Annotated in this window: 13 protein-coding genes; 10 read left to right on the top strand and 3 right to left on the bottom strand. The window is 57.8% G+C overall.

The window, feature by feature from the left end; genetic code table 11:
• Positions 1-265: 265 nt before the first annotated feature.
• Positions 266-529 (top strand): hypothetical protein, encoded by a 264-nt coding sequence (locus F8N43_RS15220; protein WP_150633762.1) that lies wholly within the window; start codon positions 266-268, stop codon positions 527-529.
• A 114-nt stretch (positions 530-643) separates the two neighbouring features.
• Here the strand turns inward: F8N43_RS15220 and F8N43_RS15215 are convergent, their stop codons facing one another.
• Together F8N43_RS15215 and F8N43_RS15210 are read right to left on the bottom strand one after the other, a co-directional pair.
• Positions 644-1747: a GlxA family transcriptional regulator gene (locus F8N43_RS15215; RefSeq protein ID WP_150633761.1), complete on the bottom strand. Its 1104-nt coding sequence runs from the start codon at positions 1745-1747 to the stop codon at positions 644-646.
• A 536-nt stretch (positions 1748-2283) separates the two neighbouring features.
• Positions 2284-3660, bottom strand: coding sequence for an L-serine ammonia-lyase (locus F8N43_RS15210; RefSeq protein WP_150633760.1), 1377 nt, complete (start codon positions 3658-3660; stop codon positions 2284-2286).
• Between the two features lie 437 nt (positions 3661-4097).
• Between F8N43_RS15210 and F8N43_RS15205 the strand changes: the two genes are divergently transcribed.
• The 3 genes from F8N43_RS15205 to choV all read left to right on the top strand — a co-directional run bounded on the left by F8N43_RS15205 (position 4098) and on the right by choV (position 7146).
• Positions 4098-5048: a choline ABC transporter substrate-binding protein gene (locus F8N43_RS15205; protein ID WP_150653983.1), complete on the top strand. Its 951-nt coding sequence runs from the start codon at positions 4098-4100 to the stop codon at positions 5046-5048.
• Positions 5049-5125: 77 nt separating this feature from the next.
• Positions 5126-5971 carry a choline ABC transporter permease subunit gene (gene choW / locus F8N43_RS15200; RefSeq protein ID WP_150633758.1) on the top strand — a complete coding sequence of 282 codons (846 nt, stop codon included), beginning with the start codon at positions 5126-5128 and terminating at the stop codon, positions 5969-5971.
• Positions 5968-7146, top strand: coding sequence for a choline ABC transporter ATP-binding protein (choV, locus tag F8N43_RS15195; RefSeq protein ID WP_150633757.1), 1179 nt, complete (start codon positions 5968-5970; stop codon positions 7144-7146). Before choW ends, choV begins: the two co-directional genes overlap by 4 nt.
• 219 nt (positions 7147-7365) lie before the next feature.
• Here the strand turns inward: choV and F8N43_RS15190 are convergent, their stop codons facing one another.
• On the bottom strand, positions 7366-9315 hold the full coding sequence (locus F8N43_RS15190) for a BCCT family transporter (protein WP_224787833.1): 1950 nt from the start codon (positions 9313-9315) through the stop codon (positions 7366-7368).
• Positions 9316-9693: 378 nt separating this feature from the next.
• On the opposite strand from F8N43_RS15190, the gene betI reads away from it, so the two are divergent.
• From betI to F8N43_RS15160, 6 genes are all read left to right on the top strand, one after another.
• On the top strand, positions 9694-10287 hold the full coding sequence (gene betI / locus F8N43_RS15185) for a transcriptional regulator BetI (protein WP_150633755.1): 594 nt from the start codon (positions 9694-9696) through the stop codon (positions 10285-10287).
• Between the two features lie 109 nt (positions 10288-10396).
• Positions 10397-11869: a betaine-aldehyde dehydrogenase gene (gene betB, locus F8N43_RS15180; protein ID WP_150633754.1), complete on the top strand. Its 1473-nt coding sequence runs from the start codon at positions 10397-10399 to the stop codon at positions 11867-11869.
• 172 nt (positions 11870-12041) lie between these two features.
• The gene (gene betA, locus F8N43_RS15175) at positions 12042-13745 is read left to right on the top strand and encodes a choline dehydrogenase (protein WP_150653982.1); all 1704 of its coding nucleotides are present in this window, start codon (positions 12042-12044) and stop codon (positions 13743-13745) included.
• Positions 13746-13973: 228 nt separating this feature from the next.
• Complete coding sequence (locus F8N43_RS15170; protein ID WP_150653981.1) at positions 13974-14966, top strand: hypothetical protein; 993 nt, start codon at positions 13974-13976, stop codon at positions 14964-14966.
• Positions 14966-15691 carry an AzlC family ABC transporter permease gene (locus F8N43_RS15165; protein ID WP_150653980.1) on the top strand — a complete coding sequence of 242 codons (726 nt, stop codon included), beginning with the start codon at positions 14966-14968 and terminating at the stop codon, positions 15689-15691. Before F8N43_RS15170 ends, F8N43_RS15165 begins: the two co-directional genes overlap by 1 nt.
• On the top strand, positions 15688-16032 hold the full coding sequence (locus tag F8N43_RS15160) for an AzlD domain-containing protein (RefSeq protein ID WP_150653979.1): 345 nt from the start codon (positions 15688-15690) through the stop codon (positions 16030-16032). Before F8N43_RS15165 ends, F8N43_RS15160 begins: the two co-directional genes overlap by 4 nt.
• Positions 16033-16129: the final 97 nt, after the last annotated feature.

Below are 16129 nucleotides of genomic sequence, written 5' to 3'. Positions count from 1 at the left end.
CCCGCACCCACAGACAAAAAAAGCCCCGATCAAGCCGTGACAGGATCGGGGCAGAGGTGGGTACTGTTGAGGAGCCGTTGCGCGAGGGTGACCAAACCTTCGTGAAGCCAGCTGAATCCAGTGTGCCCACTCTGCCCTCTCGAAAGTTAGCCGAAAACGACCTGTTCATAGGTATTGCGGCCATTGCGACAAATCGTCCTTGCCGACGCCAACAGCCCCTACGAGAATCGAACCACGACACCGTTCCCTGAAGAAGGATTGCGTCATGATGCACGCCGATTTGATTGACCAGGAAGACCTGTTGGGCCAGCTGAAATCGTTGGGCTTTCAAGTTCCGAACGGCTCCACCGCCGAGCAGGCTTGCGAGTGCGCGGTGCGAGGATTGAACGATGAACGGGCGATAGTACTGCGCACCATGGTCAAGCAGATGTACACCAGCAGCGCGACCATTTTGCCGGCGGTGCGTCAGGCTATCGACAAGCAACTGCTGCCGGCGTTGGCGCAATACCAACAAAGCCATCGCGCCTGATAAGACGCCATCGCGGGCAAGCACGCTCCTACAGTTTTTTGGGGCGGATTGCAGATTTGTGATCCGCCCAAACCCTTGTGGGAGCGGGCTTGCCCGCGATGAAATCGCCTCGATTTAAAGCCTTACGCTGGCGAATGTCGACTCGTTGCGCGCCTGACTCAACGCCGACAACGGCCCGGACAACGGCGACAGCACCAATGCTTGCGGCAGCGGCATCATCGCCACTTGTTGCGTGGTGTTGGACCCTACGCGCTCGTCACGCGGTGGAATGCCGAAGTATTCGCGGTAGCACTTGGAGAAGTGCGGCGTGGACACGAAGCCACATACCGACGCCACTTCGATGATCGACATCGGCGTTTGCTTGAGCAACTGCCGGGCACGGATCAGGCGCAGCTTGAGGTAGTAACGCGACGGCGAGCAGTGCAGGTACTTCTGGAACAATCGCTCGAGTTGCCGACGGGACACGGCGACGTACACCGCCAGTTCGTCGAGGTCGATCGGCTCTTCCAGGTTGGCCTCCATCAGCGCGACGATTTCCTGCAACTTCGGCTGGTTGGTGCCGAGCATGTGCTTGAGCGGCACGCGCTGGTGATCCTGTTCGTTACGGATGCGCTCGTAGACAAACATCTCCGAAATCGCCGCCGACAGTTCACGCCCATGATCACGGCTGATCAAGTGCAGCATCATGTCTAGCGGCGCGGTGCCGCCGGAGCTGGTGAAACGGTTACGGTCGAGGGTGAACAGGCGCGTGCTCATGACAACGCGCGGGAAAGCTTCCTGCATCGAGGCCAGACATTCCCAGTGCACGCTGCAATCGAAACCGTCCAGCAGGCCGGCGCAGGCCAGGGCCCAGCTGCCGGTGCAGACCGCACCGAGACGCTTGGATTGACGCGCCTGGCTTTGCAGCCATGAGACGTGTTCGCGAGTCACGGTGCGCTGAATGCCGATACCGCCGCAGACAATGATGGTGTCCATGGGGGGTGCTTTGTGCATGGAGGCGTCGGGGGTGATCTGCAGACCGTCACTGGCCCAGACCTGACCGCCGTCGACGGTGAGCGTGGTCCAGCGATACAGCTCGCGACCGGACAATTGGTTGGCCATACGCAGAGGTTCTACGGCGGAGGCCAGAGAAATCAGCGTGAAATTGTCCAGCAGCAGAAAGCCGATGGATTGAGGCGCACGGTTCTGGGGTTGGGCCCCGGAGTTGAACGTCGTCATCGCGGTATCTCCTCACACAAAGCGGGTGATGGCCTCAGGCGGAGGCTCTTGTTATTGCCATCGTTCTCGCGTGGGAGACGGGCTTTGTAATGACAGAGCAAATGCCATGCCTAAAATTGAATGCACGTTCAATAACTCCTGAAAACGACGTCGCGGCGTGTCTATATAAGCCGTGCGCAGAGTGGGGGTTATAAGTGCCATTAACGGTAGAAAGCGCTCTGCCCCGTTGGGCTTGAGCAAATCGGTAGCACTTGTGGGAACAGGGCTACGGCGACCTGAGGGAGAGTGTCACCGCAAGCACAGGTGACAGGCGGTAATGGCCAGACTGGGTTCCTGATCAGGGGAAGTCGCTTATCTGTAAGCGACGCGCCAAAACGTGGCGCGTTTCAATTCCTGTGTTCACTTAGCGCGCAGTTTTGACTGGTCTGACGCTATCGCTGGCAAGCTCCCACAAGGTTCTGCTGTGTGGCATAGATAGCCTTCACACCAGAGATCCCTGTGGGAGCTGGCTTGCCAGCGATTGGGGCGACGCGGAATCAGCACTCCACCGCACTCACCGCCAACCCACCCCGCGATGTCTCTTTATATTTGTCATGCATATCCGCCCCGGTATCACGCATGGTGCGGATCACCCGGTCCAGCGAAATAAAGTGCTGACCATCGCCGCGCAACGCCATCTGCGCCGCGTTGATCGCTTTCACCGCAGCAATCGCATTGCGCTCGATGCACGGCACCTGCACCAGCCCGCCGACCGGGTCGCAGGTCAGTCCGAGGTTGTGCTCAAGGCCGATTTCCGCTGCGTTGCACAACTGCTCCGGGGTGGCGCCGAGAATCTCCGCCAACCCCGCCGCCGCCATCGCGCACGCCGAACCGACTTCGCCCTGGCAACCGACTTCCGCACCGGAAATAGAGGCGTTCTTCTTGCACAGAATCCCCACCGCTGCGGCACTGAGGAAGTAGTCGACCACGTTGGCCTCCGTCACCACCTCGCTGAACTTCATGAAATAGTGCAACACCGCCGGAATGATCCCCGCAGCACCATTGGTCGGCGCCGTAACCATGCGCCCACCGGCCGCGTTTTCTTCGTTGACCGCCAGGGCGAACAGGTTGACCCACTCCATCGCGCTCAGGGTCGAGCCGATGACGTTGGGCTTGTTCAGCTCTTGCAGGCTACGGTGCAATTTGGCCGCACGGCGGCGCACGTTCAGACCTCCGGGCAGGATGCCTTCGTGCTTGAGGCCTTGCTCGACGCAATCCTGCATGGCCCGCCAGAGCTTCATCAGCCCGGCGCGGATTTCGTCTTCGCTGCGCCAGACCTTCTCGTTGGCCATCATCAATTCAGCCACGCGCAGGTTGTGCTGCTTGCAGAGGCTGAGCAGTTCGACAGCGCTGGAGAATTCGTACGGCAACTCGGTGCGATCCAGATCCACCACGCCGCTGGAGGCTTGCGCTTCATCGACGACAAAACCGCCGCCGATGGAATAGTAAGTGTCGCGATGCAGCTCGCCCTCATCGCCTTCGGCAATCAGGGTCATGGCGTTGGGGTGGAATGGCAGGTTTTCGTCGATCAGGCGCATGTCCCGGGCCCAGATGAACGGCACTGATAAACGACCGTCGAGCAGCAGCGTGTGGGTTTCGCGCAGGGTTTCGATGCGAATGCCGATTTGCGACGGATCGATCGCATCCGGCCACTCACCCATCAGGCCCATGATCACCGCGTTGTCGCTGCCGTGACCGATGCCGGTGGCCGACAACGAACCATAAAGCTGAACTTCGATGCGCCGCACTTGTTCCAAAAGACCCTGCTCACGCAAACCTTGCACGAACAGCGCCGCGGCGCGCATCGGCCCTACGGTGTGCGAACTGGAAGGGCCGATGCCGATTTTGAACAGGTCGAAAACGCTGATAGCCATTACTGCCGAACTCCTGGATATGCCAACTCCAGGCGCAGAAGCGCCCGGTGACGGAGCTGCTACGCTCAAGCTGCAATCCGTCGGGATGGCCGCATCATCAGGCTTTTATCGTGTGGTTCGACGTCTCACACCGACGCACTCATGCCCAGCAACGCCGCAGGTCTTTTACGTAGCATTTCCGCCGTTTTTTTGCGGTTCAGAACGGCAAAAGGGCCTGAAAAAATCTGTAAACGACGTCACCGACACTGGATGCGACCATCCCTGTACTGGATACGACGCACCCTGTAGGCGTCAGATTTTCACTGGTACATGATCGTATCGACTCGATTGCAAGGCGCCGTGGTAGAGATGTCTCCAAAACGCCATCCAACCGCAACCTATAAGTGCGGTGGTCCACAGTCGGAACACTGCCAAAAAAAACACCAAGGAGTCCATCCATGAAAGGTTCCCCGTCGTTGTTGTTGGCCGCCATGCTGAGTCTGCCGTTACTGGCTCAAGCCGCAGAACCCGCTCAGTGCAGTACCGTAAACTTCTCCGATGTCGGCTGGACTGACATTACTGTCACCACCGCCACCACCAGCGTCGTCCTAGATGCCCTGGGCTACAAAACCAAAACCACCATGATTTCCGTGCCGGTGACCTACAAGTCGCTGGCCGATGGCAAGAACATGGACGTATTCCTGGGTAACTGGATGCCGACCATGGAAAACGACATCAAGGCCTACCGCGATACTGGCACCGTGGATACCCTGCGCGCCAACCTGGAAAACGCAAAATACACACTCGCCGTCCCCGAAGAGTTGTATAACAAAGGCCTGAAGGATTTCGCCGACATTGCCAAGTTCAAGAAAGAACTCGACGGCAAGATCTACGGCATCGAACCGGGTAACGACGGCAACCGTCTGATCCAGAGCATGATCGACAAGGACGCCTTCGGCCTGAAAGCAGCCGGCTTCAAGGTAGTCGAGTCCAGCGAGGCAGGCATGCTCTCGCAAGTCGATCGCGCCCAGCGCCGCAACACCGCCGTGGTGTTCCTGGGCTGGGAACCGCACCCGATGAACACGCGTTTCAAGATGAAGTACCTGACCGGCGGCGACGATTATTTCGGCCCCAACTTCGGTCAGGCGACCATCTTCACCAACACCCGCAAGGGTTACGCCCAGGAATGCAGCAACGTTGGACAGTTGCTGAAAAACCTGGTGTTCACCCTCGACATGGAAAGCACGCTGATGGGCAACGTCCTGGACGACAAAATGAAGCCTGACGCGGCCGCCAAGGCCTGGCTGAAAAAGAATCCACAGGTGCTCGATACCTGGCTCGCTGGCGTGACCACCATTGACGGTAAACCAGGCCTGGAGGCCGTTAAAGCCAAGCTCGCGCAGCCTTGAATTAAGAAGCATCGCTTACGCCGGACGGCTTCGGTCGTCCGGGCTGTTTATTTCCTTGCATGCGGACGTTCACTACCATGCTGATTGATCAGAAAATCCCTTTAGGCCAGTACATCGCGGGCTTCGTTGAATGGTTGACGCAACACGGCGCCAACACCTTCGACGCCATTGCCGTGTCCCTGGAAACGATGATCCACGGCGTGACTTTCGCGCTGACCTGGTTCAACCCGCTGGCATTGATCGGCCTCATCGCGCTACTGGCACACTTCATTCAACGAAAATGGGGACTGACGGTCTTCGTCATCGCCTCCTTCCTGCTGATCCTCAATCTGGGGTACTGGCAGGAAACCATGGAAACCCTCGCCCAGGTGTTGTTCGCCACCCTGGTCTGCGTGGTCATCGGCGTGCCACTGGGCATCGTCGCCGCGCACAAACCGATGTTCTACACCGTGATGCGTCCGGTGCTCGATCTGATGCAGACCGTACCGACCTTCGTTTACCTCATTCCTACCCTGACCCTCTTCGGTCTGGGTGTGGTCCCTGGTCTGATCTCCACGGTGGTGTTCGCGATTGCCGCGCCCATCCGCCTGACTTACCTGGGCATTCGCGATGTTCCACAGGAACTGATGGACGCCGGCAAAGCCTTCGGCTGCTCGCGCCGTCAACTGCTCTCACGGATTGAACTGCCCCACGCCATGCCAAGCATCGCGGCCGGTATCACCCAGTGCATCATGCTGTCGTTGTCGATGGTGGTGATCGCGGCACTGGTGGGCGCCGACGGCCTGGGCAAACCCGTGGTCAACGCACTGAACACTGCTGATATCGCCCTCGGCTTCGAAGCCGGCCTGGCGATCGTATTGCTGGCGATCATGCTCGACCGTATCTGCAAACAACCCGACGCTAAAGTAGGGGGTGACGCATGAGCATTATTCGCTTCGAAGACGTCGACGTAATCTTCTCCAAGGACCCGCGTGAGGCGCTCAAGCTCCTCGACCAGGGCATGACCCGCGACCAGATCCTGAAAAAGACCGGGCAGATTGTCGGTGTCGAAAAGGCCAGCCTGGATATCGAGAAAGGCGAAATCTGCGTGCTGATGGGCCTGTCCGGCTCTGGCAAATCCAGTCTGCTGCGTTGCATCAACGGCCTCAACACCGTGAGCCGCGGCAAGCTGTTCGTCGAGCACGAAGGCAAGCAGATCGACATTGCTTCCTGTACCCCGGCGGAACTGAAAATGATGCGCACCAAACGCATCGCCATGGTGTTCCAGAAATTCGCCCTGATGCCGTGGCTGACGGTGCGCGAGAACATCAGTTTCGGTCTGGAAATGCAGGGCCGCCCCGAGAAAGAACGCCGCAAACTGGTGGACGAAAAGCTTGAGCTGGTGGGACTGACTCAGTGGCGCAACAAGAAGCCCGACGAACTCTCCGGCGGTATGCAACAACGTGTAGGCCTGGCCCGCGCGCTGGCGATGGACGCCGACATTCTGCTGATGGACGAACCGTTCTCGGCCCTCGACCCGCTTATCCGCCAAGGCCTGCAGGACGAGCTGCTGGAGCTGCAAAGCAAGCTGAACAAAACCATCGTCTTCGTGAGTCACGACCTCGATGAAGCCCTGAAGCTGGGCAGCCGTATCGCGATCATGAAAGACGGTCGGATCGTGCAATACAGCAAACCCGAAGAAATCGTCCTCAACCCGGCGGACGACTATGTGCGGACCTTCGTTGCCCACACCAATCCGCTGAACGTTTTGTGCGGTCGCAGCCTGATGCGCACCCTGGACAACTGCAAGCGCATCAACGGTTCGGTCTGCCTGGATCCGGGCGGCGATTCGTGGCTGGACCTGGCGGAAGGCAACACCATCAAAGGCGCACGCCAGAACGGTGCGAGCCTGGACCTGCAGAACTGGATCCCGGGGCAGGCGGTTGAAGGCCTGGAACGTCGGCCGACGCTGGTGGACTCGAACATCGGCATGCGCGATGCGCTGCTGATTCGTTATCAGACCGGCAACAAACTGGTGCTACACGACAACAATCATGTGGTCGGGATTCTCGGTGACAGCGAGCTGTATCACGCGCTGCTCGGCAAGAACCTGGGGTAAGGCAGCACACACAAAAACGCCGCGAGAGGATCGCGGCGTTTTTGTTTATGGGATATCGGGTCAATCAGGTTGCGGCTGATGGCCCCATCGCGGGCAAGCCCGCTCCCACAGGTACCGAGTCAGAGATGCATTTTTGTGCTCGACACAAAACCCTGTGGGAGCGGGCTTGCCCGCGATGAAGGCGACGCGGTGTCACTGAAACACCGCGCCCCTCTCAACTTAGCTATACACCCGGCCAAGGAGCTGCCGATGGCTTTCAAACTGATCGAGCACGTCACGAGTGATCTGATCCTGAGTGAAGCCCATCAAGTCGTAGTCCTGGCTGCCGTTGTGCAGATACACCTCGGCGCGGTAGTAACGGGCGCGCGGCTCATCGGCACTTTCAGCCGACACCGTGTCACTCGCCGCAGCCAGATAGCCATCCAGGCTCACTTCGTAGACAAAAGGGTTGCCCTCTTCCATCTCGATGCGCACGCCCATGCAACGCTTGGACTTACCGAGCAACGTTTGCACGTCCAGGCCTTGAGCGCGCAATTGCACCGCCGCGTCTTCCAGCGCCGGGCTGACTTGCTTGTCCATGAAACGCTGAACGATAGACTGGTTCGGTTGCAGGTCCAACTGGGTCAAACGCTCGCTGAAGCCACGACGACCGCGTGCCGCCAGTTCCGCTTGCTCCTGTTCGATCTGCACGTCCTGGCGCATGGCCTTGTGCAAGCCGAACATGAAGAACACCAGCACCACCGAGAACGGCAGACCGGCCAGCACCACCATGGTTTGCATGGCTTCGAAGTTACCGGCGAACAGCAGGCCGATGGTCACCAGGGTAATCACCACCGACCAGAAGATCCGCAGCCAGTGCGGCGCATCTTCGTCAACGTTGCCACCCTTGCAGGACAGGTTGGCCATCATCACCGCGCCGGAATCCGCCGGGGTCAGGAACAACACGAAACCGACAAAGATCGACACGCCGATCACAATCTTCGACGCCGGGTAATGCTCCAGCAACTGGTAGATCGCCATCGACGGCTGTTCCAGCGCCGTCTTCCCAAGCTCCACCGCCCCATGGTTCATCACCAGGTCCAGGGCCGAGTTACCGAAGATCGACAGCCACGCCAGGGTGAACCCCAACGGAATCAGCAGCACGCCGGCCACCAATTCACGCACCGTGCGACCACGGGAAATACGCGCGATGAACATGCCCACGAATGGCGCCCAGGAAATCCACCAGGCCCAGTAGAACAGGGTCCACAGGCCCAACCAGCGGTCGGACTTCTCACTGTCGCCTTCGTAGACGTAAAGGTCGAACGTCTTCAGCACCACGCCGTTGAGGTAGTCACCCACGTTCTGCACGAAACCGTTGAGCAAGTGCAGGGTCGGGCCAAACAGCAGCACGAAAATCAGCAGACCGCTGAACAGCACGATGTTCAGGTTGGACAGGCGACGGATGCCGTTTTCCACGCCGGACACGGCCGCGATGGTCGCGACGGTGCTCATCACGATGATCACGATCAGCAGGTTGGTGTTGCTGTGCTCCATGCCGAACAGGTTTTCCAGGCCCGACGACACTTGCAGCGAACCAATCCCCAGGTTCGTCACCAGACCCAGCAGGGTCACGAACATGCCGAAGCCGTCCACCGCGTGACCGGCCGCGCCTTTGACCCAACGCTCACCGACCAGCGGATACAGCGCCGAACGCAACGCCAGCGGCTGGTTGTGCCGATAAGCAAAGTACGCCACGGCCAGGCCGACCAGCGCGTAGATCGCCCAACCGTGCAGACCCCAGTGCAGGAAAGTCAGCTGCACCGCCTGACGCGCGGCCATGTTGCTGGCCGAAACGCCTTCCGGCGGATTGAAGTAGTGGTCCAGCGGCTCGGAAGCACCGAAATACAACAGCGAGATGCCGATACCCGACGAGAACAGCATCCCCGCCCAGGCACCATAGCTGAAGTCCGGGGTGTCATCCTTGCTGCCCAGTTTGAGCTTGCCGTAGGACGAAAACGCCAGGCCGACCACAAATACCAGGTAAGCGGCGATCACCACCATGTAGTACCAGCCGAAACTGCGGGACAGCCACGCCTGGGCGATGCCGAGCAATCTGCCAGCCTCTTGCGGGGCAATGATCAGAATGGCGGTCAACAGCAAAATCAGCGCGGTAGAGGTGTAGAACACCCAACCGTTGACCGTCACCTTCTCGGGCGGGGTCTTTATTAGAGAGGCAGAACTCATGGCACAGATGCTCCAGGCAGTGCGAGAGAAGAACACAAGGCAACGCGGTACCCGACCAATCGGTTAGTTGGCAGCCGACCGACGGGTGATATAAAGACACCCCGAAAAAAGCCCGAAGCCCGGAACGCCGGGGCGTAGGGGTTTCGAGCCGCTTTGGATGTCGGTTTATCGCCATTTACACGTAGGAAAAATCTGTAAGCAGCGACGATTTGTCGCAGATCTTATTCTTTGTTGATTGAACGTTCAATCAAAACAAAATAGACTGGCCCTCAATCCGATAGACGTTTTACGTCCGCCGGAAGGCCTAAGGAGATGTGCAAGATGCCCAAGGTCGGTATGCAACCCATCCGCCGCCAGCAATTGATCGAAGCCACATTGCAGGCGGTTGATCAGGTCGGAATGGGGGACGCCAGCATTGCGCTGATCGCCCGTTTGGCCGGTGTCTCGAATGGCATCATCAGTCACTATTTTCAGGACAAGAACGGCCTGATCGCTGCCACGGCGCAGTATCTGATGAGTGTCCTCAGCGAGAACGTCACCGTGCGCCGTCAGGCGCTGACAGATGACAGCCCGCGGGCGCATCTGCAGGTGATCATCGAAGGCAACTTCGACGCCAGCCAGGTCAATGGCCCGGCAATGAAAACCTGGCTGGCCTTCTGGGCCACCAGCATGCACCACCCGTCTTTGCACAGGTTGCAGCGGATCAACGATCACCGTCTGTATTCCAACCTGTGCTGCCAGTTCCGCCGCGTATTGCCGCTCGATGATGCGCGCAGTGCAGCCCGGGGCCTGGCGGCGTTGATTGACGGTTTGTGGTTGCGGGGGGCGCTGTCGGGAGATGCTTTCGACACGGAGCAGGCGCACCGGATCGCTTACGAATACATGGATTTCCAATTGGCCAAGCAGGTGAGTTAGAGCACACATAAACGCTCAACCCCTGAACTGCTGCCGATCGGTGTTGCCACACTTGTATGGCTTCACCGCGGTGGCCTACGCCAACCACTTATGCACTTGCGAGGACACTATGGCCCGTTTCGAACTGCAAAAACTCTACATCGATGGCGGTTACTCCGACGCCAGCAGCGACGCCACTTTCGAAGCCATCAACCCGGCTAACGGTGAAGTCCTCGCAAAAGTACAACGTGCGACCAAGGAAGACGTCGAGCGCGCCGTTGTCAGCGCCGAAAAGGGCCAGAAAATCTGGGCTGCGATGACCGCCATGGAGCGTTCGCGCATCCTGCGTCGCGCCGTGGACATCCTGCGCGAGCGCAACGATGAACTGGCCGCCCTGGAAACCCTGGACACCGGCAAGTCGTTCTCCGAAACCAAGTACGTCGACATCGTTACCGGCGCTGACGTGCTGGAATACTACGCAGGCCTGGTGCCCGCCATCGAAGGCGAGCAGATCCCGCTGCGCACTACGTCTTTCGTCTACACCCGTCGCGAGCCGCTGGGCGTTGTCGCCGGCATCGGCGCGTGGAACTACCCGATCCAGATCGCCCTGTGGAAATCCGCACCCGCCCTGGCGGCCGGTAACGCGATGATCTTCAAGCCAAGCGAAGTCACGTCCCTGACCACGCTGAAACTGGCCGAGATCTACACCGAGGCAGGCCTGCCAGCCGGCGTGTTCAACGTGTTGACCGGCAGCGGCCGTGAAGTCGGCACCTGGTTGACCGAGCACCCGCGCATCGAAAAAATCTCCTTCACCGGCGGCACCGACACCGGCAAGAAGGTCATGGCCAGCGCTTCCGCTTCGTCCTTGAAAGACGTGACCATGGAACTGGGCGGCAAATCCCCGCTGATCATTTTCGACGATGCCGATCTCGATCGCGCCGCCGACACCGCGATGATGGCCAACTTCTACAGCTCCGGCCAGGTTTGCACCAACGGCACTCGGGTGTTCGTACCGACTCATCTGAAAGCCGCTTTCGAAGCCAAGATCGCCGAGCGCGTTGCCCGTATCCGCATCGGCAACCCGGAAGACGAAAACACCAACTTCGGCCCGCTGGTCAGCTTCGCCCACATGGAAAGCGTATTGGGTTACATCGCCAAAGGTAAGGAAGAAGGCGCTCGCGTTCTGTGCGGCGGCAGCCGTCTGACCGAAGGCGAATTCGCCAAAGGCGCGTTCGTGGCACCGACGGTGTTCACCGATTGCACCGACGAGATGACCATCGTTCGCGAAGAAATCTTCGGCCCGGTGATGGCGATCCTGACTTACGAAACCGAAGAAGAAGTGATCCGTCGTGCCAACGACACCGACTTCGGCCTGGCCGCAGGCGTCGTCACCAAGGACCTGAACCGCGCTCACCGCGTGATTCATCAACTGGAAGCCGGTATCTGCTGGATCAACGCCTGGGGCGAGTCCGACGCGAAGATGCCGGTCGGCGGCTACAAGCAGTCGGGTGTTGGTCGTGAGAATGGCATCAGCTCGCTGAACAACTTCACACGCATCAAATCGGTACAGGTTGAGCTGGGCGATTACGCCTCGGTGTTCTAAGACCCGGGTCTTGTATTGCCAGCGGGTCCGCCTTCGCTGGCAAGCCAGCTCCCACAGGTTTGGTGTTGCCCACCAAATCTGTGGCAACCCCGATCCCTGTGGGAGCGGGCTTGCCCGCGATCGAGTGCGCAGCACTCGCCAGACCTGACCAACTTCAAAGAGGGTGCATTCAATGTCCCAAGAATTCGACTACATCATCATCGGTGCCGGCTCCGCCGGTAACACCCTGGCGACCCGTCTGACTGAAGACGAAGGCGTCACCGTCCTGCTGCTCGAAGCGGGCGGCCCGGATTATCGTCTCGATTTCCGCACACAAATGCCGGCCGCCCTGGCGTTCCCGCTGCAAGGCCGTCGCTACAACTGGGCCTACGAAACCGATCCTGAGCCACACATGGACGGTCGTCGGATGGAATGCGGTCGCGGCAAGGGCCTCGGCGGTTCTTCGCTGATCAACGGCATGTGCTACATCCGCGGCAACGCGATGGACTACGACAACTGGGCCAAGCTTCCAGGTCTGGAAGACTGGGACTACCTGAACTGCCTGCCCTATTTCCGCAAGGCCGAAACCCGCGACATCGGCCCGAACGACTACCACGGTGGCGAAGGTCCGGTCAGCGTGACCACGCCGAAGGCTGGTAACAACCCGCTGTTCCACGCCATGGTTGAAGCCGGCGTACAAGCCGGTTACCCGCGCACCGAAGACTTGAACGGTTACCAGCAGGAAGGCTTCGGCCCGATGGACCGTACCGTGACGCCGAACGGCCGTCGCGCCAGCACCGCTCGCGGTTACCTGGATACTGCCAAAAAGCGCTCGACCCTGACCATCGTTACCCACGCCCTGACCGACAAGATCCTGTTCGAAGGCAAGCGTGCGGTCGGCGTGCGTTACCTGATCGGCGCCGCTGAAGAGCGCGTTGAAGCCCGCGCCCGTAAAGAAGTGCTGCTGTGCTCCGGCGCCATCGCGTCGCCGCAGATCCTGCAACGCTCCGGCGTCGGCCCGGCCGAACTGCTGAACAAGCTCGACATCCCGGTGGTCCATGACCTGCCAGGCGTCGGCGAAAACCTGCAGGATCACCTCGAGCTGTACCTGCAATACGCCTGCACCCAACCCGTCTCGCTGTACCCGTCGCTGCTCTGGTACAACCAGCCGGCCATCGGTGCCGAGTGGCTGTTCAACGGCACCGGTATCGGCGCCAGCAATCAGTTCGAAGCCGGCGGTTTCATCCGTTCCCGTCCGGAATTCGATTGGCCGAACATCCAGTACCACTTCCTGCCGGTCGCGATTAACTACAACGGCAGCAACGGCGTGAAAGAGCACGGTTTCCAGGCGCACATGGGGTCCATGCGTTCGCCGAGCCGTGGTCGCATCCAGGCCAAGTCGAAGGACCCGCGCGAGTACCCGAGCATCCTGTTCAACTACATGGCTACCGAGCAGGACTGGCAGGAATTTCGCGACGGCATCCGCCTGACCCGTGAAATCATGCAACAGCCTGCGCTGGACGCTTTCCGTGGCCGCGAAATCAGCCCGGGCATCGACGTGCAAACCGATGAGCAGCTCGACAAGTTCATCCGCGAACACGCCGAAACCGCGTTCCATCCGTCATGCTCCTGCAAAATGGGCACCGACGACATGGCCGTGGTCGATGGCGAAGGTCGAGTGCACGGAATGCAAGGTCTGCGCGTGGTCGATGCCTCGATCATGCCGATCATCACCACCGGCAACCTGAACGCGCCAACGATCATGATCGCCGAGAAAATCGCCGACAAGATCCGTGGTCGCAAGCCATTGCCGCGCAGCACGGCCGATTACTACGTGGCCGGTGATGCACCGGTGCGTGGTAAGCCGATGCGGGATGTGACACTGGCTGCTCAGTAATATCAGGCGCTTGTTCAAACAACCGTCAACCTCCCGGGGTCGGCGGTTTTTTTTGCCTAACACAAGTTAACCGCTCAGCCAGCTACATACACACCAAGCAACTAAATAATTACACTCCCTGTTAACAACAGCTAGTAACACTTCCAATTACACACATTTAAAAATTTCCACTAGTATTCGCGCCCGGCTCAACCTAGCCTCAATGAATATTTGAAGGAAATCAAGACCTTGCAGTGCATCGACAAAACTACGGACGTCAGTTTTTTCAGAGAAGAAATATCTAAAGAAAAAACAGTTTTTTTGGATTTTGGCTATTTGGCTGGTGTCATTGAGTCTTGGTGGAAAAAAAATAACAATCAAGGCACGCACGCTTTAAAATCCCAATTAATCAACCTCTTTTTGACCTACTTGCGCACAGAAGACACTGCCCACTTTGGCACGGTAGGTCTTAGGAATGGCCACGCAGCTATTTGTATAACAAATATTTTCAACCTAGACTCGCCAAAACTGGCTCTGACAGTGCACGAGGCTTTGGCCGACCTGTTCCACCTTACTGATATAAAGTACGAATACGAAGAACACAAAGCATTGTTTCTAAAGCCGTCGGCAGAAAAACATCGTGAATGGGGCAACGGACACGGTGATATCACTCCACACTCCGACGATCTATATGAAAACCTGGATGTAGACTATTTAGCCCTAACCGTTTGCCGCGACATCACAAAAACCCCCACCGCTTACTACTTTCCTAGCTCGTTGCTGTGCGAGCTGAACGATCAAGAGATTCACGAACTACTAACAATGGAAGCTGCGTTTATATCCGGCAAAAACGTTAGCGGCTTAAAAAAACGGGTTCGCCAAGTAGTCAAATTTTCCGAAATCTACGGCTTTCAATTTTCGCTGGATTTCCGAATTGATCCGCAGAACGGTGCACGGATGCGCGCGGTAAACGGCGGCCAACATGTCCTAGACAAAATACGTTCTGGCCTTAGCAGCGCAAAAAATCATGTCTCAATTGCTGAAACCGGCACGTTCCTTATCGTGGCCAACCACAAGGTACTGCACGCACGGCCGATGCTGAATCTCGATGCCGACCAGGTTCGTGCCCATGCGAACAACTCCACGTTCAATAATACGCCCCGGCTCTTGTTCCGAAGCAAAGGTCCTAGAAAGCAATACTACGCACTGAATGAAACAGCTTGTACTCGGGAGGCCTGTTAATGGTTGCCGCGCACGTACGCGCCCCATCTTCATCCGGCAACGTATTTAAAGAAGGGGCTCGCGATGCAATCACGTTCGGCGTCGCATTCATCTTTCTTTACCTCTCGATTGGCGCTCTAAGCGCCTCGCAATCACTAACTTTAAGCCAATCCCTTGCAACGACTCTGTTTATATTTTCTACCCCATTACAATTTTTGATAGTACAGAACCATAACGACGGATGGATTTTACTCCCTATCATCGTGGCTCTCAACGCTCGCTTTGTACTACTTTCCGCAACACTTGCGCCGCATATAAGAAATACTTCCACCGCGGCCATCATGGCCTCGTTAGTTCTTATTACGCCTTCGATATTCACCGGATGCGTCACTCGATTTAAACGAAGAGTAGACCACCCATTTAGCTACATGATCGGGTTGGGGCTCCCGATATTTGGCGTGTCGGTTATTTGCACCTATATCGGGTTCGTTGCTGGTGCAAAATTGACGTCGCCAATTATCTATGCAGCCATGACACTCCTGTTACCGTTACAGTTCACCGCGTTGGCTGGTAAACACTGGCCTCACTATGCGGAAGTTTCGGGTTACTGGCTGGGCTTTGTCGCTGCGCCACTGCTGGTCTACTTGTTCAGAGATTACAGCCTGCTCTGCACACCTTTCATAATTGGCGGTTTGATCGTGCTTATTGAAAACAGTTACAAAAAACGAGTCAGGATGGGCTCATGACAATCTGGCTTCTTATCGCATTTTCTGCCTGTACAGCCTTTGCATTTAGGGCCCTGCCCTTCGCCTTCAAAAACAGCAGCGCGCTCACACAAACCCAAGGTTCGTTTTATCGCTTTATCAGCTACAGCGCGCAAGCTATGTTGGGGGTAATCATATACGACACTGCTTTCAACAAGATGGATGCATTAACACTGATACAGCAGTTTCAAATTCTGGACGCGCTGAAACTGTTTCTGCTCGTGGGCACCTTCATCGCAGTCGCCAAAACGAAGAAGATCCTGCCTTCTTTCTTTGCAAGCCTACTCATCTATGTGACAGCGTTCGCTTATCTGAACGGTTAAAAGCAGCCTCCGTCTGGAGAGGTCTAGATCGCGAGCAGTCTTCAACGGGCTGTTCGTGAACTTAAGATCATCAGGCCACCTCGGTACGCGCGTTCTA

This window comes from Pseudomonas fluorescens, assembly GCF_902498065.1.
Lineage (GTDB): Bacteria > Pseudomonadota > Gammaproteobacteria > Pseudomonadales > Pseudomonadaceae > Aquipseudomonas > Aquipseudomonas fluorescens_BJ.
This window is presented reverse-complemented; position numbering and strand designations above follow the sequence as displayed.